Source organism: Nonomuraea corallina (genome assembly GCF_027620315.1).
Classification (GTDB): Bacteria; Actinomycetota; Actinomycetes; order Streptosporangiales; family Streptosporangiaceae; genus Nonomuraea; species Nonomuraea corallina.
Window position 1 is genome coordinate 57,688 of record NZ_JAPNNL010000002.1, and the last position, 18,720, is coordinate 76,407.

At 72.6% G+C, this 18,720-nt stretch carries 18 protein-coding genes; 11 read left to right on the top strand and 7 right to left on the bottom strand.

Annotated features, from left to right (window positions below; translation table 11 throughout):
• The first annotated feature begins 75 nt into the window (after positions 1-75).
• Positions 76-1,233: an NAD(P)/FAD-dependent oxidoreductase gene (locus OUY22_RS00895; protein ID WP_270152707.1), complete on the top strand. Its 1,158-nt coding sequence runs from the start codon at positions 76-78 to the stop codon at positions 1,231-1,233.
• A gap of 10 nt (positions 1,234-1,243) precedes the next feature.
• Here OUY22_RS00895 and OUY22_RS00900 read toward each other — a convergent pair whose 3' ends face one another.
• Entirely contained in the window at positions 1,244-1,633 is a 390-nt protein-coding gene (locus tag OUY22_RS00900) for a DUF6204 family protein (RefSeq protein WP_270152709.1), read from the bottom strand.
• A complete protein-coding gene (locus tag OUY22_RS00905; protein ID WP_270152710.1) occupies positions 1,621-1,866 on the bottom strand; it encodes a hypothetical protein in 246 nt (81 codons plus the stop codon). The genes OUY22_RS00900 and OUY22_RS00905 overlap by 13 nt, the downstream gene beginning before the upstream one ends.
• A 174-nt stretch (positions 1,867-2,040) precedes the next feature.
• Here OUY22_RS00905 and OUY22_RS00910 point away from each other — a divergent pair, with 174 nt between their 5' ends.
• From OUY22_RS00910 to OUY22_RS00935, 6 genes are all read left to right on the top strand, one after another.
• Complete coding sequence (locus OUY22_RS00910) at positions 2,041-3,093, top strand: SMI1/KNR4 family protein (protein ID WP_270152712.1); 1,053 nt, start codon at positions 2,041-2,043, stop codon at positions 3,091-3,093.
• A gap of 81 nt (positions 3,094-3,174) precedes the next feature.
• Positions 3,175-4,617, top strand: coding sequence for an argininosuccinate synthase (gene argG / locus OUY22_RS00915; RefSeq protein WP_270152713.1), 1,443 nt, complete (start codon positions 3,175-3,177; stop codon positions 4,615-4,617).
• Positions 4,618-4,671: 54 nt separating this feature from the next.
• A complete protein-coding gene (locus OUY22_RS00920) occupies positions 4,672-5,625 on the top strand; it encodes a helix-turn-helix domain-containing protein (protein WP_270152714.1) in 954 nt (317 codons plus the stop codon).
• Between the two features lie 53 nt (positions 5,626-5,678).
• Positions 5,679-6,254: a dienelactone hydrolase family protein gene (locus tag OUY22_RS00925; RefSeq protein ID WP_270152715.1), complete on the top strand. Its 576-nt coding sequence runs from the start codon at positions 5,679-5,681 to the stop codon at positions 6,252-6,254.
• Between the two features lie 81 nt (positions 6,255-6,335).
• Positions 6,336-6,815 carry a DoxX family protein gene (locus tag OUY22_RS00930; protein WP_270152716.1) on the top strand — a complete coding sequence of 160 codons (480 nt, stop codon included), beginning with the start codon at positions 6,336-6,338 and terminating at the stop codon, positions 6,813-6,815.
• Positions 6,816-6,868: 53 nt separating this feature from the next.
• On the top strand, positions 6,869-7,858 hold the full coding sequence (locus tag OUY22_RS00935) for a hypothetical protein (RefSeq protein ID WP_270152718.1): 990 nt from the start codon (positions 6,869-6,871) through the stop codon (positions 7,856-7,858).
• Positions 7,859-7,891: 33 nt separating this feature from the next.
• Here the strand turns inward: OUY22_RS00935 and OUY22_RS00940 are convergent, their stop codons facing one another.
• Positions 7,892-8,467 carry a TetR/AcrR family transcriptional regulator gene (locus OUY22_RS00940; protein WP_270152719.1) on the bottom strand — a complete coding sequence of 192 codons (576 nt, stop codon included), beginning with the start codon at positions 8,465-8,467 and terminating at the stop codon, positions 7,892-7,894.
• Positions 8,468-8,539: 72 nt separating this feature from the next.
• Here OUY22_RS00940 and OUY22_RS00945 point away from each other — a divergent pair, with 72 nt between their 5' ends.
• Positions 8,540-9,565, top strand: a complete 1,026-nt coding sequence (locus OUY22_RS00945; RefSeq protein WP_270152720.1) for an FAD-dependent oxidoreductase — start codon at positions 8,540-8,542, stop codon at positions 9,563-9,565.
• 7 nt (positions 9,566-9,572) lie between these two features.
• On the opposite strand, the gene OUY22_RS00950 is transcribed toward OUY22_RS00945, so the two are convergent.
• The 3 genes from OUY22_RS00950 to OUY22_RS00960 all read right to left on the bottom strand — a co-directional run bounded on the left by OUY22_RS00950 (position 9,573) and on the right by OUY22_RS00960 (position 13,353).
• Positions 9,573-10,379, bottom strand: a complete 807-nt coding sequence (locus tag OUY22_RS00950) for an NAD(P)H-binding protein (RefSeq protein ID WP_270152722.1) — start codon at positions 10,377-10,379, stop codon at positions 9,573-9,575.
• A gap of 47 nt (positions 10,380-10,426) precedes the next feature.
• A complete protein-coding gene (locus OUY22_RS00955) occupies positions 10,427-11,608 on the bottom strand; it encodes a hypothetical protein (protein ID WP_270152724.1) in 1,182 nt (393 codons plus the stop codon).
• Positions 11,609-11,721: 113 nt separating this feature from the next.
• A complete protein-coding gene (locus OUY22_RS00960) occupies positions 11,722-13,353 on the bottom strand; it encodes a dolichyl-phosphate-mannose--protein mannosyltransferase (protein WP_270152726.1) in 1,632 nt (543 codons plus the stop codon).
• Positions 13,354-13,436: 83 nt separating this feature from the next.
• On the opposite strand from OUY22_RS00960, the gene rsmI reads away from it, so the two are divergent.
• Positions 13,437-14,285, top strand: a complete 849-nt coding sequence (gene rsmI, locus OUY22_RS00965; protein WP_270152728.1) for a 16S rRNA (cytidine(1402)-2'-O)-methyltransferase — start codon at positions 13,437-13,439, stop codon at positions 14,283-14,285.
• A gap of 10 nt (positions 14,286-14,295) precedes the next feature.
• Positions 14,296-15,882 (top strand): dolichyl-phosphate-mannose--protein mannosyltransferase, encoded by a 1,587-nt coding sequence (locus tag OUY22_RS00970; RefSeq protein WP_270152730.1) that lies wholly within the window; start codon positions 14,296-14,298, stop codon positions 15,880-15,882.
• Here the strand turns inward: OUY22_RS00970 and OUY22_RS00975 are convergent.
• Positions 15,776-17,311 (bottom strand): hypothetical protein, encoded by a 1,536-nt coding sequence (locus tag OUY22_RS00975; protein WP_270152732.1) that lies wholly within the window; start codon positions 17,309-17,311, stop codon positions 15,776-15,778. The two genes, OUY22_RS00970 and OUY22_RS00975, sit on opposite strands and share 107 nt — an antisense overlap.
• Before the next feature lie 151 nt (positions 17,312-17,462).
• Between OUY22_RS00975 and OUY22_RS00980 the strand changes: the two genes are divergently transcribed.
• The gene (locus OUY22_RS00980; protein ID WP_270152734.1) at positions 17,463-18,692 is read left to right on the top strand and encodes a glycosyltransferase family 2 protein; all 1,230 of its coding nucleotides are present in this window, start codon (positions 17,463-17,465) and stop codon (positions 18,690-18,692) included.
• Positions 18,693-18,720 lie beyond the last annotated feature (28 nt).

Below are 18,720 nucleotides of genomic sequence, written 5' to 3' on the forward strand. Positions count from 1 at the left end.
GGCGGTGTCGAGGTATGCGGCGGATAGCGTGCAACCCGTCGAAAAGGCGGGGAATCGCGCCTAACGTCGCGGAGCATGCAAACAGTGGACGTGCTCGTCGTGGGCGCGGGCCTGGCCGGCCTGCACACCGCCCGGCTGCTCGCGTTGCGGGGCCTCGACGTGATCGTGGTCGACCGCCGCAGGTCGCTGACGACCGGCATCCGCACGACGGGGATCTTCGTACGGCGCACCCTCGACGACTTCGACCTGCCGGACGAGCTGCTCGGGCCCGGCATCCGCGACGTGCTGCTGTACCCGCCGTCGCGGCGGTCCCCGATCCGGCTCACCAGCGACCGGGACGAGTACCGGGTGGCCGACATGGCGGCCGTCTACGGGCACGCGCGCGAAGCCGCGGAGTCGGCCGGGGCGCGGGTTCTCCTGGGCGTACGGTACGCCGGCGTGTCGGCGGGGCCGGTGCGGCACGCCGGCGTGTCGGCGAGCCTGGTGCGGTTCGCGGGCGCTGAGCCGGTGGCGGCCAGGTTCGTCGTCGGCGCGGACGGCGCGCGCTCCCGGGTGGCCCGCGATCTCGGCCTCGACGTCAACCGGCGGTTCCTGGTCGGGGCGGAGCTCGTCCACCCGATCGCGCCGGGGGCGGACGCCCCGGCGTTCCACTGCGTGCTGGATCCCCGGATCGCCCCGGGGTACCTGGGGTGGGTCGTCGACGACGGCCGGCACGCGCACGTCGGCGTCGCCGGCCATCCGGGGGCGATGCTCCCCGGCGTGCGCCGGACGCTGGACGCCTTCGCCGCGGACGCGCCCGGCCGCCCCGCTCCGGCCGGTCCGGTCGAGCGCAGGGGCGGGCCGATCCCGGTCGGCGGCGTGCTGCGGCGGCTCGCGTGTCCCGCCGGGCTGCTCGTCGGGGACGCGGCTGGCGCGGTCTCCCCGCTGACGGCCGGCGGGCTGGACCCGTGCCTGCGCCTGTCCGAACTGGCCGCGGCGGTGACCGCCGACTACCTGCGTACGGGCGACGAGAGCGTGCTCGGCCGGTACGACGGGGGCGCGCTGCGGAGCCGGTTCCGGGGACGGCTGCTGCTGCGCCGCGCGTTCGCCGGCATCCGCTCACCGGTGTTGGCCGAGGCGGCGGTGGCGGCGCTGCGCGGACGCGCCGGTCGTGCCGCGGCGGCACGCATCCTGTTCGGCGACGGCTCCTTCCCCGACGTGCCCCGACTGGCGGACTCGACCCGGAGCGCGTGACGGGCAGGAGTCAGTGTCCTCTGGACATGAGGGAAGATCTGGCTGAAATCTTGGGAGGCGAGCCGGGCGTCGTCGGGGCGCCCGCCCGTTCCAGCGCTGAGCCCGCGCGGCCTTTGCGGCGGACGCGGATCGTGCGCAGGTCCGTGACGGCGATCTTCAGCACCTCGTACGGGCACCCGTACGCTTCCAGCGCGGCCAGCGCCCGCAGGGCGGCGGCGTCCTCGTCGTCCTCGTCGTCCGGTCCGGCGGGCACCTGGCAGCGGAAGGTGAAGACCGAGACGGTCGCGTCGTGGGTGAACGTGCCGGCGTCGGTGTAGGCGGTGCCGCCCGCCGCCAGCACGGCGGCCCGCGCGGCGGCGTCCAGGCCCTGGAACTTGCCCCTGACCGTCACTCTCCACATGGCGTCTCCTCCCGTACGGCATAGCGCAGGACCCGGTCGCCGAGCAGGCTCTCGACGACGTCCAGCAGGGTCAGCACGGCGTCGGCGATCGCGTCGGGGGGCTCGCCCGCCGCCGACTCGCCCGGCCGGCGCCGCCGGACGATCTCGGCCAGCCGTTGTGATGAGGCCTCGTCCGGCGGCAGGACCAGGTCCTCCTTGGCGTCGAAGTAGTTGTAGACCGTGTTGACCGACACCTCGGCCGCCGCCGCGACCTCGGCGAACGTCGCGGAGATCGGGCAGCTCAGGCTGCTGCGCGCCGCGGGCCGCTGAGCCGATCGGTCGCCGGGGTGAGGACTGCAGTTCGATCACCGTACGGGCTGATTCCGGATACTCTGCCGGGCGTGCGGCGATTAATCAGGTCTCGTGGGGTGTGGCTTGCGCTTGTCGCCGCCGTCGCGGCGGCGGTGGGGATCGCGCTGCTCGCACGGTCGCGCCGCGCTGAGCCGTCCGGCGTGCCGGCTCCTCCCGAGGAGCAGCCGGCCGTGGCGTCGTGGCCGCCCGCGCCGATCCTGGGCACTCCCACCGCCGAGGACCTCCGGCGGTACGCGCACCGGCCCTCCGTGCTCGACCGTCCCGCGGTCTCGCGGTTCCTGGAGCCCCGGGAGCCGCGGGAGCCGCTCGACCGGGCCACCCGCCGCCTGGTGATCCGCTGGGGCGTCGCCGCGCTCGCGCTCGTCGTGCTGGCGGGCGGCACCCACCTGCTGGAGTCCAGGGTCTTCCCCGAGGGCGACGGGGTCACGCAGGCGATGACCAGCGACGTCTCGTGCGGTGCTCCCGGTGTCAGGTGCGAGGTCGAGACCGAGGAGGTCCACGCGCCGCCTCCCGACGCCGACTGCCGGCCGGGAGGCGCCGCCCCGCGCGTGCGCAGGCCCGACCCGAAGGTGACCAGGGCCGTGAACCGGCAGTGGCGGCGGATCGAGACCTGGCTGAGGACCAACGCGCCCAGGAGCCACCGCGCGCTCGGCAGACCCGCCGAGGCCGGGACCATCGCGGTGGCGGAGGCGCAGATGGGCCTGCGCTTCCCCGACGACCTCAAGGCCTCGCTGCTGCGTCACGACGGCGGGCTGGCCCTGCTGGGTCACTGGACCCAGGGCGTCAGGGACATCCGCGACACCTGGCGGATGCTCTGTGAGAGCGACGACATGGACATGGCCGAGGACCCGCGGGGCGACTGGTGGGACGGGCGGATGATCCCCTTCGGCGCCGACGGGAGCGGCAACCATCTGGTGGTCGACTCGGTGCGGCGTGACGTCGGTGAGACCGATCACGAGGGCGGTATGGGGTTCCGGCCCGCCGAGACCCGGATCCGCTCGTACCACGCCCTGCTCAAGGCCACCGCGGACGCGCTGGAGAGCGGCGGCTCGATCGGTTACTGGAAGCCCGGGGCGGTCTCCGGCTCCCTGGACTGGCAGATCCTTTAGAACCGTCACGCGGGACGGATGAAGGGTCACTTGGGAGGCTGACTTTGCATGACCATGCGTCTCAATGCATACTCTTCTCTTATGTCCAAGGTTCTCACCTCTCTGCCCATCGGCGAGCGGGTCGGCATCGCCTTCTCGGGTGGTCTCGACACCTCCGTCGCGGTCGCGTGGATGCGTGACAAGGGCGCGATCCCCTGCGCCTACACGGCCGACATCGGCCAGTACGACGAGCCTGACATCGCCTCGGTGCCTGGGCGTGCGCTGGCGTACGGCGCCGAGATCGCCCGGGTCGTCGACTGCCGCGCGGTGCTGGTGGAGGAGGGGCTGGCCGCGCTCGCGTGCGGTGCGTTCCACATCCGCTCCGGCGGGCGGGCCTACTTCAACACCACGCCGCTCGGCCGCGCCGTGACCGGGACCCTCCTGGTGCGGGCGATGCTCGAGGACGAGGTGCAGATCTGGGGCGACGGGTCGACGTTCAAGGGCAACGACATCGAGCGGTTCTACCGCTACGGGCTGCTCGCCAACCCGCACCTGCGGGTCTACAAGCCCTGGCTCGACGCCGCCTTCGTGTCCGAGCTGGGTGGCCGCAAGGAGATGTCGGAGTGGCTGCTCGCGCACGACCTGCCCTACCGCGACAGCACCGAGAAGGCGTACTCGACCGACGCCAACATCTGGGGCGCCACCCATGAGGCCAAGACGCTGGAGCACCTCGACACCGGCATCGAGACCGTCGACCCGATCATGGGCGTGCGGTTCTGGGACCCCGAGGTCGAGGTCCCGGCCGAGGACGTGACCATCGCCTTCGAGCAGGGCCGTCCGGTGACGATCAACGGCAAGGAGTTCGCCACCGCGGTCGACCTGGTGATGGAGGCCAACGCCATCGGCGGCCGGCACGGCCTGGGCATGTCCGACCAGATCGAGAACCGGATCATCGAGGCCAAGAGCCGTGGCATCTACGAGGCGCCCGGCATGGCGTTGCTGCACGCGGCGTACGAGCGGCTGGTCAACGCGATTCACAACGAGGACACGCTGGCGTACTACCACACCGAGGGCCGGCGGCTCGGCCGGCTGATGTACGAGGGCCGCTGGCTCGACCCCCAGTCGCTCATGCTGCGCGAGTCGCTGCAGCGCTGGGTCGGCACGGCGGTCAGCGGCGAGGTCACGCTGCGCCTGCGGCGCGGTGAGGACTACTCGATCCTGGACACCTCCGGCCCGGCCTTCAGCTACCACCCGGACAAGCTGTCCATGGAGCGCACGGAGGACTCGGCGTTCGGCCCGGTCGACCGGATCGGCCAGCTCACCATGCGCAACCTCGACATCGCCGACTCGCGCACCAGGCTGGAGCAGTATGCGAGCCTCGGCATGGTCGGCACCTCCCACTCCGCGCTCATCGCGCCCCCGGCGCCCGCGACCGAGCTGATCGGTGACATGCCGGAGGGCGGCGCCGAAGCCATCGCCTCGCGCGGCGACGTCGCGGACGACGAGCTGCTCGACCGCGCCGCGATGGAGTTCGGCACCGACTGAACCCGCGCCTCGGGGGCGGGCGTCCGTAAGAGCGGTATGCGTACACTTCCGGACATGCACACCGTGGCGCTCGCCCTGTACGAGGGGGCCATGCTCTTCGAGGCCGCCGCGGCCTGCGAGGTGTTCGGGGTCGACCGGTCCGAGCTGGCCGATCCGCCCGACCCGTGGTACGAGTTCCGCGTGTGCGGGCCCGGCCAGGGCCGGGTGGGCGACTGGCTGCGGGTCGACACGCCGTACGGGCTGGACGCGGTCGCGGACGCCGACACGGTGGTGGTGGCCGCCTGCGACGTGGAGACGGGGCCGCCGGGCGACGTGGTGGAGGCCGTGCGCGCCGCCCACGGGCGCGGGGCCAGGATCGTGGCGCTGTGCACGGGCGCGTTCGTGCTCGCCGCGGCCGGGCTCCTGGACGGGCGGCGGGCGACCACCCACTGGATGCACGCCGAACTGCTCGCCACCCGGTACCCCCGCGTCCGGGTCGACCCCGACGTCCTCTACATCGACGAGGGGTCCGTCCTGACCTCGGCGGGCAAGGGGGCCGGGCTCGACCTGTGCCTGCACGTCGTCAGGAAGGACCGGGGCGCCGCGGTGGCCAACGCGCTGGCCCGCCGCCTCGTCGTGCCGCCGCACCGGGCAGGCGGGCAGGCGCAGTACGTGACGGCGCCGGTGCCGGACGACGCGGGACGGTACGGGCTCGCCGACGTCCTCCAGTGGGCGCTGGCCCGGCTGCACGAACCGCTGACCGTGGCCGACCTGGCCGGCCGCGCCGGGATGAGCCCCCGCAACCTGGCCCGCCACTTCAACCGCGCGCTGGGCATGACCCCGCTGCACTGGCTGCACGCCCAGCGGGTGCACCGGGCCCAGGAACTGCTGGAGACCACCGACGCCGGCATGGAGCAGATCGCGGCCCGTACCGGCATGGGCACGGCGGCGACGCTGCGCAGGCACTTCACCCGTGCCGTCGGCGTGGCCCCCGACACCTACCGGCGGACCTTCCGCGGCTCCCGCTGACTCCCGGAACTGTCTGTGCCGCAGGGCATGCTGGGGGCGGCGAAAGGGGAGACATGGCTGAGGTGCTGATGTTCCACCACGCTCACGGGCTGACGTCCGGGGTGCGGGAGTTCGCGGAGGAGCTGAGGCGGGCGGGCCACACCGTCCACGTGCCCGACCTGTACGAGGGGCAGGTCTTCGCCTCGCTCGACGAGGGCCTGGGCTACGCGCGGGAGGCGGGGTTCGGCGCGATCGTCGAGCGGGCCCGGTCGTTCACCGCGTGGCTGCCGGGCGAGGTGGTCTACGCCGGGTTCTCGCTCGGCGTGCTGGCGGCGCAGCAGCTGGCCCAGACCCGGGCCGGGGCCAGGGGAGCGCTGCTCTACCACGCCTGCGTGCCGGTCACCGAGTTCGGCGACTCCTGGCCGGAGGGCGTGCCGGTGCAGGTCCACGGCATGGCGGGCGACCCGTTCTTCGCGGGCGAGGGCGACCTGGAGGCGGCCCGCGCCCTCGTGGAGTCGGCTCAGGACGCGGAGCTGTTCCTCTACCCGGGCGAGGAGCACCTGTTCACCGACCGGAGCCTGCCCTCCTACGACGAGCGGGCGGCCGGGCTCCTCCTGGAGCGGACCCTGGGGTTCCTCGCCAAGGTCTGACGTCAGGGCGCGGTTGACGCTTCATTGAAGATAGTGGCACTATCTAATCACTGGATAGCTCCACTATCTAAAGGAGTCCGCATGTCACTCGTTCTGATCATCGCCACGCTCGTGTTCCGGCTACTGGGCGCGTTCGGGGTGCGGCGGTTCGCGACCTGGCGGGTCAGCGCGGCGCACGGGCTCGCGCTGTTCCTCGTGGTGACGGCGAGCGCCCACTTCGCCCCCGAAGGCAGCGCCTTCACCACCACCCACGCCGACCTGGTGGCGATGGTGCCGCCGTTCGTGCCGTTCCCGGCCCTGATGGTGTACGCGACCGGCGTGCTGGAGCTCCTCGGCGCGGCCGGGCTGGTCCTGGCCCGCACCCGCCAGGCCGCCGGGCTGTCGCTGGCGGTGCTGTTCGTGCTGCTCCTGCCCGCCAACGTGTACGCCGCGCTGGCCGGTCAGGACGTCAGCCCGCTGTGGCTGCGGGTGCCCGAGCAGATCCTCTACATCGCGGTCGCGCTGTGGGCCGCCCTCGGAGCGCGTACGGTGGAGCGTGCCGGAGATCGCGTCCCCGCCTGACGCGTCCCCCCGACTCTGGAGGCGTTGGCAACGTGGCTGCCGGGACACCGACCATGCGCGCGAGCACCGCACTGGCCTGGGGGGTCGGCGCCAGCGCGGTGCTCACCGGGCTCGTCTGGCTGGCCGGGCAGCGGCTGACGGGCCTGGAGCCGCTCCCCGACCAGGGGGCGTCCTGGTACTACTGGAAGCTGCCCGAGCCGACCGTGTGGACGCGGCTGTCGGCCTGGCTCTGCTACGCCGCCCACCAGGTCACCCTCTGGGGGCTGATCTACTACGCGCAGACCCGGGTCCGCCGCTACACCGGCGGCCTGCACCGGGTGAACATCGTGGCCCTGGCGGTCAACTTCGGCTTCATCCTGCTGCACCAGGCGCAGACCCAGGTGTTCTACGACGGGCTGGCGCAGGACGTGTCCATCTTCAGCTCGCAGGCGTCGGTGGTGCTCCTGCTGATCGTGGTGCTGCTCATGGAGAACCGCCGGCGCGGCCTGTTCGCGGGCAGACCGGCGCCGATCTCGGCGGAGGTCACCTCCTTCGCCCGGCGCTACCACGGCTACCTGTTCAGCTGGGCCGCCGTGTACACGTTCTGGTACCACCCGATGGAGACGACCAGCGGCCACCTGATCGGGTTCTTCTACATGTTCCTGATCCTGCTGCAGGGCAGCCTCTTCCTCACCCGCGCGCACACGAACCGCTGGTGGACCCTCACCCTGGAGCTCCTGGTGGCCGCGCACGGCACGCTGGTGGCCTTCATGAACACCGGCCCCGACGGGGCGTGGCCGATGTTCCTCTTCGGCTTCCTGGGCGTGTTCGTCCTCACCCAGATGCACGGGCTCGGCCTCGGCGCGACCACCAGGTGGGTCCTGGCCGCCTGCTACGCGGGCGCGGTGCTGGCCGTGTACGCGGTGCGCGGCCTCGGCGAGGTGACGGAGGTGGTGCGCGTGCCTGCCATCGAGTATCTGCTGGTGGGCGTCGTGGCGGTGCTGCTGTGGCTGGTCGTGCGGTGCCTGCGGTGGCTGCCGCGCGGCGGCACCCCGCGGTCGTGAGCTAGGCGGCGGCCCGTACGGCAGGCGCGACGCTCAGCCCGCCGGATAGGCCGACTCCAGGACGCCGCGGACGAACGCGTCGAGATCGTCCAGCCCGGCCGCCGCCAGCGTGGCCGGGCCGCCCGCCAGCAGGTGCGGGATGGCCGCGTGCATGGCCAGCGTGACGGCGGCGGCCCTCTCCGGCGTGACCGGCAGCCCGGCCGCCCGCTGCGCCGCCTCGAACGCGGCGAAGTCGGCGGCCGCGATCGGGTCGAGCACGGTGGACAGCCACGGCCGCCGCGCGGCCTCGGCCTGCAGCTCCAGGTAGGCGAGCAGGCGGGCGCGGCCGGGGCCCGCGACGTCCGCGAGGAGCGATCGCAGCAGCGCCACCAGCCCTTCCCGGTCGCCGGGGGGAGCGGCGGCGGCCCGCCGCGCCTCGTGGTAGCGCTCCAGGCATCGCTCGGCCGCCCCCGCCAGCAGCGCCTCCCTGGTCGGGTAGTAGTTCTTCGCCGTCCCCGCCGGCACGCCGGCCTCGGCGTCGACCGCGCGGTGCGTCAGCCCGCGCCCGCCGGCGGCGGCGAGCACCTCGATGGCCGCGTCGCGCAGGCGGTCCCGTCGCTCCGGATTCACCCGCGCACGCTACCACGCCCCGGAGTAGTATCACCACAAACGTGGTACCACAGATGTGGTGAAGGAGTGGTCATGACGAAGACAGCGGTGATCGTGGGAGCCGGCGTCGGCGGGCTCGCCGCCGCGATCGGCCTGCGCAGGGCCGGCTGGCACGTGTCGGTGCTGGAGCGGCGGGCCGAGCTCGAAAGGTACGGGACGGCGTTCGGCATCCACCCCACGGCCCAGGCCGCGCTCGACCACCTGGGCGTCGGCGAGGCGATCCGGGCCCGCGCCGTGCCGTACCGGCACGCCAGTATCCGCAGACCGGACGGCGAGCCGCTGGGCAGGCTGCCGCTGGAGCGCATCGAGCGCAGGGCCGGGCGTCCCGAGCTGCTCATCTCCCGCCCGTACCTGCTGGACGCGCTGCTCGGCGCCCTCGGCGACGTGCCGCTGCGGTTCGGCACGGCCGTCACCGACGTGCGCGACCTGATCGACGGCCATGACCTCGTCGTCGGCGCCGACGGCATCGGCAGCGCCGTGCGGCAGGCCGCCCTGGGCCGGCGCAGCGGCCCCCGGCACGTCGGCTCCGTCGCCTGGATCGGCATCGCCGACTTCGAGACCGGCGCGTACGGCGAGACGTGGGGCGAGGGCCGCCTCTTCGGCATGACCCCGATCGAGCCCGGCCGCACCAACTGGTACGCGACCGCCCCGCGCGCCGACACCGCGGACGAACTGCGCGCGCAGTTCAGGCACTGGCACGACCCGATCCCGCTCCTCCTCGCCGAGACCGACCCGGCGACCTGGATCCGCTACGAGATGCGCCACCTGTATCCGGCGCTGCCCTCGTTCGTCGCCGGCCGGGTCGCCCTGGTGGGGGACGCGGCCCACGCCATGACGCCGAACCTGGGGCAGGGCGCGTGCACCGCCATCCTGGACGCCGAGGCGCTCACCCGCCACGTGGCGGGCGAGCCCGACCTGCCGCGGGCGCTGCGGGCCTACGACGCCGAACGGCGGCGCAGCGCCCAGCGGGTGGCGTTCGGCTCGCGCACCCTGCACCGGTTCGTGTCGTCGCGGCGCACGCTGCTGCGGGACTCGTTCGTACGGCTGGCGCTGCGGTGAGGCCCCGTCACCAGGTGGATCTGACGTACTCGGCGAAGTCGCGCGGGTCGCGGCCCAGGACCTGCCGGACGCCGTCGGACAGGTGGGCGTTGACGCCCGCGGCGATCGACGTCAACAGCCGGTTCACCAGCCTGATCTCGTCGGCGGCGTAGCCGCGGGCGGAAAGCCGGGCCGCGTACTCCTCGGGCGGGACGGGCACGTAGGCGATCCTCCGGCCGGTCGCGGCGGCGATCTCGGCGACCGCGTCGCCGAACGACAGCAGCCGCGGCCCCGACAGCTCGTACGTGCGCCCGGCGTGGCCGTCGCCCAGCAGCACCTCGGCCGCCACGTCGGCGATGTCGCCGGCGTGCACGAACGGCTCAAGCCCGTGCCCGGCGGACAGCTCGACCCGGCCGGCCTCGACCGGATCGCTGAGCATCGGGTCCTCGCTGAAGTTCTGGGCGAACCAGGTCGGGCGCAGGATGGTCCACGCGCCGCCGGACCTCTTGACCGCCCGCTCCGAGGCCAGCAGGCGCTCGTCGCCCAGCTTGGGCCAGTCGCGCGACGACAGCAGCACCAGCCGCCGCACCCCGCGGGCGATCGCCGCCCCGGCGAACGCGGCCAGCAGCTCCGCCGCCTCAGGACCCTGGGAGTCCACCAGGTAGGCGGCCGAGACGCCCGACAGGGCCGGCGCCCACGTGTCGTGGTCGTGCCAGTCGAAGGGGGTCTCCCCGCGGCGGGAGGCCGCGCGCACGCGGACGCCCCGGGCGCGGAGGGCGGCGGCGACCCGCCGCCCCGTCTTGCCGGTGCCGCCCAGGACCAGGATCGTCGCCATGACCTCAGTCAACACGCCGGCGGACCCCGCAGGAAGCCGGTGATCGGTCAGGCGGCGTTGACGTACTTCCTCGGCCGCAGCGCGTGCGCGCGCAGCGCCGCCAGCGCCGCGAACCGGCCGGCCCAGGTCAGCCGCACCGCCAGCGGGTCGGCGAAGGCCAGGTCGAGCGCCGCCAACTGGTCGATCAGGCGCGCCAGCGCGGCCGCCACGTCCTCAGGACCCGAGGCGGCATGCCAGCCCTCGCCGCCGACCACCTCCGCGACCTTCTCGCGGAGCTCGGCGGGGGACATCAGCACGCCGTCGGCCAGCAGCATGAGCGCCGCCTCCCGCACCGACAGCTCGAACTCGTCGCCCCGGGCCAGCAGCAGCCTGGTCACCGCGTCCCACATCAGCTCGGGGGAGGCGAGCAGCTTGCGCCCGAACCCGGTCACGGTCAGCCGGGAGCCGTCGCGGCTCAGCGCGCCCAGCTCGTGCTCGGCCAGCTCGCGCAGCCGCAGCGCCTCGGGCGACGGCGCCAGCCGGAACGGCAGCGTGCCCTCGGCGGCGGCGACCGACAGCAGCCGGTGGAGCGCCGGGAGCGGTTGCGGGGCGACCGGGGCGTGCAGCCGCACCTCGAACGGCTGGGCCAGCTTCCGCCTGGCCGGGCCGCGGCCCAGCACCCAGCGGTTCAGCCGCTCGCCCTGGACCCGGTGCAGCCAGCTGTCGCCGCCCAGGTCGGCTCGGGGCTCGGTGAGCCAGCGGCGGGTCAGCGCCACCCGGTCGACGTTCTCGCCGGCCAGGATGGACAGCTCCAGCGCCGCGGAGCAGGCCACGTGGGCGCCCAGCTCCTCCGGCCCCATGATCATGCTCCACTGCAGCTCGGGCACGTCCGGAGGGAGCACGCCCGTCTCCTCCAGGGCGTGGTGGTAGGCGCGGGTGCCGGCGTCCTCGCCGTCTCGCGCGTACGTGCGCAGAATCCGGGCCGTGGTCGGCGAGACGCACAGCGCCGCGTAGCGTTCGAGGCCGCCGAGCTTCAGCAGCCGCCCCAGCGAACGGGCCAGCCGCTCGTGGTCACCCCCCACCTTGAGCGGCAGGGTGTACCAGAGGAACTCGCAGACATCGAGCTGCGTCACCGTCTCCAGCGGCTCGCCGCCGGTCAGCCACTCGACCGCGGTCCTGGCCTCGTCGGCGAGGTCCGGCTCGGACCGCTCCAACTCCGCCAGCAGCGCGGCGACGTCCGGTGCACTCATGCCTCGAAGTTTGCCGTATGGACCCCAGCCCTGACGATGACCGAATCCCGTGCGTATTGGGTCTAGCACAGCGACTACCCTATGAGATCACTATGTAATGGACGGTGACCGGACTAGATCCATCGTTCGCTGAAGAGCATTCTTCCCTTCCACTCCACGTAGGGGATCAGCTCGGCCGACAGTACAGGATGCAGCCACCAGAAGTTGATCAGCGTGAACAAGGCGAACGCGCCGACCGCCAGCGCCCCGTACATCCGCCGGGACGTGGGCCTGCCGTCAGGGCCCGGCGCGGCCGGGCCTATGATCCATCCGGCGCAGAGCGTGATCGCCAGGATCATGAAGGGCACCATCGGGATCGCGTAGAACAGGAACATCGTCCGGTTGCTCGCGATCGCGAAGTAGAACCAGGGCAGCCAGCCCATCGCGTAGGCCAGCAGCACCGCCCCGGCCCGCCAGTCGCGGGTCGCGAAGTACCACGCCACCAGCGCCACCAGCGCGGCCAGCCCGCCGAACCAGATGAGCGGCGTGCCGACCCCCAGCACCGCCTCCGAGCAGGCGGTGGCCCCGCAGCCGGTCTTGTCGCCCTCGTAGTGGAAGGCCACCGGGCGCAGCAGCAGCGGCCACGTCCACGGCTCGGACATGTAGGGGTGGGACGTCTCCAGGCCCTCGTGGAAGGTGAACACCTGCCACTGGTACTTCACCCAGGAGCGGGCCGAGTCGATGACGAAGAAGATCGGCCCTGACGAGGTGGCCTGGTCCCAGTTGCGGCCGTAGCCGGTCGCGTTCACGAACCAGCCGGCCCAGGTGACCATGTAGGCCGCGAACGGCGCGGCGGCCAGCCCGGCCAGCGCGTTGGACACGTCCTTGGTCAGCGCGCCGCGGTACGGGTCGCGCAGCCCGACGGCGCGGCGCGCCCCGAAGTCCCACATCACCGACATGGCGGCGAAGGCGACCGCGAAGAACAGCCCCGACCACTTGACCGACATCGCCAGGCCGAGGCACACTCCGGCGGCGATCCGCCACGGCCGCACCCCCAGCCGGGGCCCTTGGGGGGACAAGGGTGAGGTCTCATACCAGTCGACCAGCCGCTCGCGGGCCCGGTCGCGGTCGACGACCAGGCAGGCGAAGGCGGCCAGCACCCAGAACATGAGGAAGATGTCGAGCAGGGCGGTGCGCGAGAGCACGAAGTGCAGCCCGTCCAGCGCCAGCAGCAGCCCGGCGAAGCAGCCCAGCAGCGTCGAACGGGTCATCCGCCGCGCCACCCGGGCCAGGACCAGGATCGACAGCGTGCCGACCACGGCGGCGGCGAACCGCCAGCCGAACGGGTTCATCCCGAACAGCCACTCGCCCGCGCCGATCATCCACTTGCCCAGCGGCGGGTGGACCACGTAGGAGGCGCACTGGTCGAGGGCGCCGTCGGCGCACTTCTGGAAGACGTCCGTGTCGCCGGCCAGGATCGCCTTGTCGGCGTCCTTGACCGTGGTGCGCTCGACGCCCCAGGTGATCAGCGAGAAGGCGTCCTTGGCGTAGTAGGTCTCGTCGAAGACCACCGCCTGCGGATGCCCCAGGCCGACGAAGCGGAGGACGCCTCCGAAGACCGTGACGAGCAGGGGGCCGATCCAGCCCCACAGCACACTGCCGCGCATCGGCGGGATCACCCGGTCACGCACGGACAGCGCGCGGGGACTGCTCTCGCCAGACCCCGGATCGCCGGAGGTCTGGTACGGGAAATCGGTCACCGCCATTCGGACATCGTACGGGGCTCGGGCGGGTGTCCACCAAGAAACACGGCTCAATCGGACCTGACCCGGACTGCCACAATGGCCGGATGACTGGTGAGGGCAGGTTGGTGCTGGCGGGCGCGCCGATAGGACAGGCGGGCGACGTGTCGCCGCGGCTGCGCGAGGCGCTGGCGGGCGCCGACGTGGTGGCCGCCGAGGACACCAGGAGGCTGCGCAGGCTGGCCGGCGAGCTGGGCGTGGAGATCGGCGGCCGCGTGGTGTCCTACTACGACGCCAACGAGGCCGCCCGCGCCCAGGAGCTGCTGGAGACCCTCAGGGAGGGCCGCACGGTGGTGGTGATCACCGACGCGGGCATGCCGGGAGTCTCCGACCCCGGCTACCGGCTGACCCGCCTGGCCGTCGAGGCGGGCGTCACCGTCACCGCGCTGCCCGGCCCGAGCGCCGTCACGACCGCGCTGGCCGTCTCCGGGCTGCCCAGTGACCGGTTCTGCTTCGAGGGCTTCCCGCCGCGCAAGGCCGGCGACCGGGCCCGCCGCCTGGAGGCGCTGGCCCGCGAGGAGCGCACGATGGTGTTCTTCGAGGCGCCGCACCGGCTGGCCGGGTCGCTGGCCGCGATGGCGGAGGCGTTCGGCGCCGACCGCCCGGCCGCCGTCTGCCGCGAGCTGACCAAGACGTACGAGGAGGTGCGCCGCGGCGGGCTGGGCGAGCTGGCCGCCTGGGCGGAGGCGGGCGTCAAGGGCGAGATCACCGTGGTGGTCGCCGGACACACCGCCGTGGCGGCCGAGGCCGACCTGCCCGCGCTGGTGACCGAGGTGGACCGGCGGGTCGCGGCGGGCGAGCAGCGCAAGGCGGCCGTCGCCGACGTCGCCAGGGCGGCGGGCGTGCCCAAGCGTGAGCTGTACGACGCGGTTCACAGGCGTTCGGCGACCCCATAGGGTGCCCATCGTGAGGAACTGGGGGGTTTCGCGCCACAACCTGGTCCCGCCGATGCCGGGGAGCGCGCTGTGGGGCTGGCTGGGACCGATCATCGTCACGGTCTTCGGCGGGATCTTCCGCTTCACCGACCTCGCCCGGCCGCACGCGGTGGTGTTCGACGAGACGTACTACGCCAAGGACGCGTACGCGCTGCTTCTGTACGGTGCGGAGCGGGCCATGCTGGGCGACTCCGACAATCCCATCGCCGACAAGCGCCTCATCGCCGGCAACCTGGACATCTTCCGCCAGTGCGCCGACTACGACCAGTGCGCCTCCTACGTGTCGCACCCGCCGCTGGGCAAGTGGATGATCGGCGCGGGCGAGTGGCTGTTCGGGATGAACCCGTTCGGCTGGCGGTTCGCCGCCGCCGTGGTCGGCACGCTGTCCATCCTCATGCTCGCCCGGGTGGCGCGGCGGATGACCCGCTCGACGCTGCTGGGCTGCTTCGCCGGGCTGCTGCTGGCGCTGGACGGGCTGCACTTCGTGCTCTCGCGCACCGCCCTGCTCGACATCTTCCTCATGTTCTGGGTGCTGGCCGCCTTCGCCTGCCTGGTCGTCGACCGCGACCGGGCCCGCGAGCGGCTGGTCGACTGGTACGAGACCTCACCCTTGTCCCCCCAAGGGCCCCGGCTCGGGGCGCGGCCGTGGCGGATCGCCGCCGGGGTGTGCCTCGGCGCGGCCTGCGCGGTCAAGTGGTCCGGCGTCTTCTTCCTGCTCGCGTTCGCGGTCCTGAGCTTCGCGTGGGACCTGGGGGCCAGGCGCGCGATCGGGCTGCGCGAGCCGTACCGGGGGGCCCTCGCGCACGACCTGCCGCCGGCCGCGGCCTCTTTCGCCGCCCTGCCCGCGGTCGCGTACGTGCTGTCGTGGACCGGCTGGTTCGTCACCGACGCCGGCTACGGCCGCAACTGGGACCAGGCCACCTCGTCAGGGCCGATCTTCTTCGTGGTCGACTCGGCCCGGTCGTGGCTGAAGTACCACGTCCAGGTGCTCGGCTACCACAGCGGGCTCGACGACTATCACCCGTACATGTCGGAGCCGTGGACCTGGCCCGTGCTCTTCAGGCCCGTGTCGTTCCACTACCCGACCGGCCTGCCGCCCTCCGCGTGCGGGGCCGACGCCTGCTCCGAGGCCGTGATCGGGGTCGGCACCCCCGCCCTGTGGTACGGGTCCGCGCTCGCCCTGCTGGGCTGCCTCGTCTGGTACTTCTCCGGCCGCGACTGGCGGGCCGGGGCGGTGCTGCTGACGTACGCGGTCGGCTGGCTGCCCTGGTTCTACTACGCGATCACGCAGAACCGGACCATGTACCTGTTCTACATGGTCCCGGTGGTGCCGTTCATGGCGCTGGCCGCCACCCTCATGGCGGGGCTGCTGCTCGGCAAGGCCGCCGCGCCTCCACCGCGCCGGGCCGCCGGGGCGGCGGCCGTGGGCGCGTTCGCGCTGGTCGTCCTGATCAACTTTTGGTGGCTTCACCCGGTGTTGTCGGCGGAGACGGTGACGCAGTCGGAGTGGTGGGCTCGGATGTTGATGGGCTCGTGGGTGACCTCCGCTCCCAAGTGAGGCCGCGGCGCAGCGTGATGGCCGCGGCGATGCAGGCCAGCGGCACGGCGGGCAGCACGTAGCGGTAGTCGAACTCGGCCGTCGCGGCCGGCGCCAGCAGCAGCCCGAACGCGCCCAGCCAGGGCAGGACCACCGGCCCGCCCAGCTTGCGCCAGCGCACCGCGATGCCGTAGAGGCCGATCAGCATGATGCCGCCCAGCACGATGCCCCGCAGGTAGAACACCTTCTGGTAGCCGCTCATGATCTCCGCCCAGGGGGAGACGATGCGCGTCTCCGGCGGCCCCTGCTCGTAGGCGAACGCGTCGGTGTCGGTGCGGCCCTGGTAGGACGGCCAGTTGGGCAGCCGCTTGGGGTTCCCGGTGCTGTCGAGCTCGTAGTAGGGCTTGAACTCGTACATGTTGTAGGTCGCCGCGTCGGGGAAGCGCGGCCGGGCCCAGTGGAAGCTGCGCAGGAAGTCGCGGGCCACCACCCGCAGGTAGTCGCCCGGCTGCGAGGTGATGGCCCGCGTCGCGAACGCGCTCGCCGCCTCGTTGGTGATGTCGGTGAACTTCTTGCCGGTGCCCCAGCGGTGGAGCACCTCGCCGGTGCCCTCGCCGTCGCCGCTGCCCTGACCCCAGAGGTACCACTGCGCGTAGTCCTTGCGCTCGCCGACCGGGTCGTTGATGCAGAGCAGGACGAGCTCGACCTCCTTGTAGGGGTCGATGCTCATCTTCTCGCAGTCGGCGAAGATCGCGGTGCGCATGTAGAGGATGAGCCCGTCGCTGTTGGTCATCGCGAACTTGCCGTGCGCCGCGGCGAACCAGCCCATGTAGGCGGCCACCGGGACGGCGCAGGTGGTCAGGACGGCCACGACCGTCTTCCACCCGGTGCGCTTGATGAGCAGGTAGACCAGCACGAGCGCGAGGATCGGCAGGCCGATCGAACGGGTCAGCCAGGTCAGGGCCAGCAGCAGGCCGACCACGGCGCCCACCCGCCACGACATCCGCCGGTGCCACAGCACCAGCGTGATCACGCCCACCACGAGCAGCGTGAACTGCGTGTCGGACATGATCAGCTGTTCGAGCTGGATCTGGTACGCGTCGAACAGCATCGGCGCGGCGGCCAGCGTCGCCCCCCACTTGGGCAGCGCGAACTTCCGGCGCAGCAGCGCGTAGATCAGCACCGCCGTGGCCAGCCCCATCAGGTGCTGGGTAAAGGTCACCAGGGCGAAGCTGTGAAAAGGCTTGAGCAGGAACAGCCAGAACCCGTACCCGTCGGGCCGGATCGGGTGGGGCCGCGGGTGCAGCGCCACCGACACGTACTCGTAGGAGTCGTTGAACCACATCGCCGGGCCGTAGCCCAGCATGGTGATGACCCGCAGCACCGCGCCGGCGGCGAAAGCCGCGGCGAACACGCGATGACGGCGCGGCAGAGCCAGCACGCGTGCCATCCGACCTGGGGCGGAGTGGTCCACAGCCGTGCCCTCCGCGACGCTCACCATGCACTAAAGAATGCCAGTCGTTTGACTGACATGCCGCGACCATTGCCGGGCACACGGCATGATGGTGTGCCTGTGAGTGCCTTAACTGAAGGGTTGAGACGTGGAACTGACGGTGGTCATGCCCTGCCTCAACGAGGCCGAGACCGTGGAAGTCTGTGTGCGCAAGGCCCTGGCCTGCATGGAGGAGCACGGCATCGAGGGTGAGGTGCTGATCGCCGACAATGGCAGCACCGACGGTTCGCAACAGCTCGCCCGCGACGCCGGGGCCCGGGTGGTCCACGTCGACGAGAAGGGTTACGGCAACGCCCTCATGGGCGGCATCCGCGCCGCCCGCGGCAAGTACGTGATCATGGGCGACGCCGACGACTCCTACGACTTCGGCTCGTTGCTGCCCTTCGTCGAGCAGCTGCGCGACGGCGCCGACCTGGTGATGGGCAACCGGTTCAAGGGCGGCATCGCGCCGGGCGCCATGCCCCCGCTGCACCGCTACCTCGGCAACCCGGTGCTCTCGTTCGTCGGGCGGCTGTTCTTCCCGTCGAAGATCGGTGACTTCCACTGCGGGCTGCGCGGCTTCCGCCGCGACTCCATCCTGCGGCTGGGGCTGCAGACCGGCGGCATGGAGTTCGCCAGCGAGATGGTCGTGCGCTCCACGCTGGCCGGCTACGACGTGCGTGAGGTGCCCACCACGCTCGCGCCCGACGGCCGCTCCCGCCCGCCCCACCTGCGCTCCTGGCGCGACGGCTGGCGCCACCTGCGCTTCCTGCTCCTCTACAGCCCCAAGTGGCTGTTCTTCTACCCGGGCATCGCGCTGATGATGATCGGGCTGGTGGCCGGGACCGCGCTGACGTTCGGGCCGGTGCAGATCGGGGAGCTGGCGTTCGACGTCGACACGCTCGTCGGCGCGTCGGCCGCGGTGGTGATCGGCTTCCAGTCGGCGCTGTTCGCGCTGTTCACCAAGGTGTACGCGGCCGAGGAGGGGTTCCTGCCCGAGTCGCGCCGGGTGCGCAAGCTGATCGGCATGGTCACGCTGGAGCGCGGCCTGGTCGTGGGCGGCCTGCTGGCGCTCGCCGGGCTCGTCGGCCTGGTCATGTCGCTGGTCCACTGGCAGGTGCGCAGCTGGGGCGCGCTCGACCCGCGCGAGTCGCTGCGCATCGTGGTCCCGGCGGCCACCGCGCTCGTCATGAGCTTCCAGACGATCTTCGCGTCGCTGTTCGTCAGCATTCTGGGCATCCGACGCACCCGCGAGACCCCGGTGGACGTGGCGGCCCGCGCCGCCGAGGAGGCCGCCGAGGCCCTCACGCGCGAGCAGACGTCCGCGGGCAGCCACTAGCGGTTCGAGTCGCGCGGCGGCGGCCCGT

Coding starts and splice junctions, on each gene's coding strand:
- OUY22_RS00955 (WP_270152724.1), bottom strand. CDS start 11,608: ATGAGTGCACCGGACGTCGCCGCGCTGCTGGCGGAGTTGGAGCGGTCC.
- OUY22_RS00950 (WP_270152722.1), bottom strand. CDS start 10,379: ATGGCGACGATCCTGGTCCTGGGCGGCACCGGCAAGACGGGGCGGCGG.
- rsmI (WP_270152728.1), top strand. CDS start 13,437: ATGACTGGTGAGGGCAGGTTGGTGCTGGCGGGCGCGCCGATAGGACAG.
- OUY22_RS00895 (WP_270152707.1), top strand. CDS start 76: ATGCAAACAGTGGACGTGCTCGTCGTGGGCGCGGGCCTGGCCGGCCTG.
- OUY22_RS00945 (WP_270152720.1), top strand. CDS start 8,540: ATGACGAAGACAGCGGTGATCGTGGGAGCCGGCGTCGGCGGGCTCGCC.
- argG (WP_270152713.1), top strand. CDS start 3,175: ATGTCCAAGGTTCTCACCTCTCTGCCCATCGGCGAGCGGGTCGGCATC.
- OUY22_RS00935 (WP_270152718.1), top strand. CDS start 6,869: ATGCGCGCGAGCACCGCACTGGCCTGGGGGGTCGGCGCCAGCGCGGTG.
- OUY22_RS00930 (WP_270152716.1), top strand. CDS start 6,336: ATGTCACTCGTTCTGATCATCGCCACGCTCGTGTTCCGGCTACTGGGC.
- OUY22_RS00925 (WP_270152715.1), top strand. CDS start 5,679: ATGGCTGAGGTGCTGATGTTCCACCACGCTCACGGGCTGACGTCCGGG.
- OUY22_RS00920 (WP_270152714.1), top strand. CDS start 4,672: ATGCACACCGTGGCGCTCGCCCTGTACGAGGGGGCCATGCTCTTCGAG.
- OUY22_RS00975 (WP_270152732.1), bottom strand. CDS start 17,311: ATGGCACGCGTGCTGGCTCTGCCGCGCCGTCATCGCGTGTTCGCCGCG.
- OUY22_RS00900 (WP_270152709.1), bottom strand. CDS start 1,633: ATGTGGAGAGTGACGGTCAGGGGCAAGTTCCAGGGCCTGGACGCCGCC.
- OUY22_RS00960 (WP_270152726.1), bottom strand. CDS start 13,353: ATGGCGGTGACCGATTTCCCGTACCAGACCTCCGGCGATCCGGGGTCT.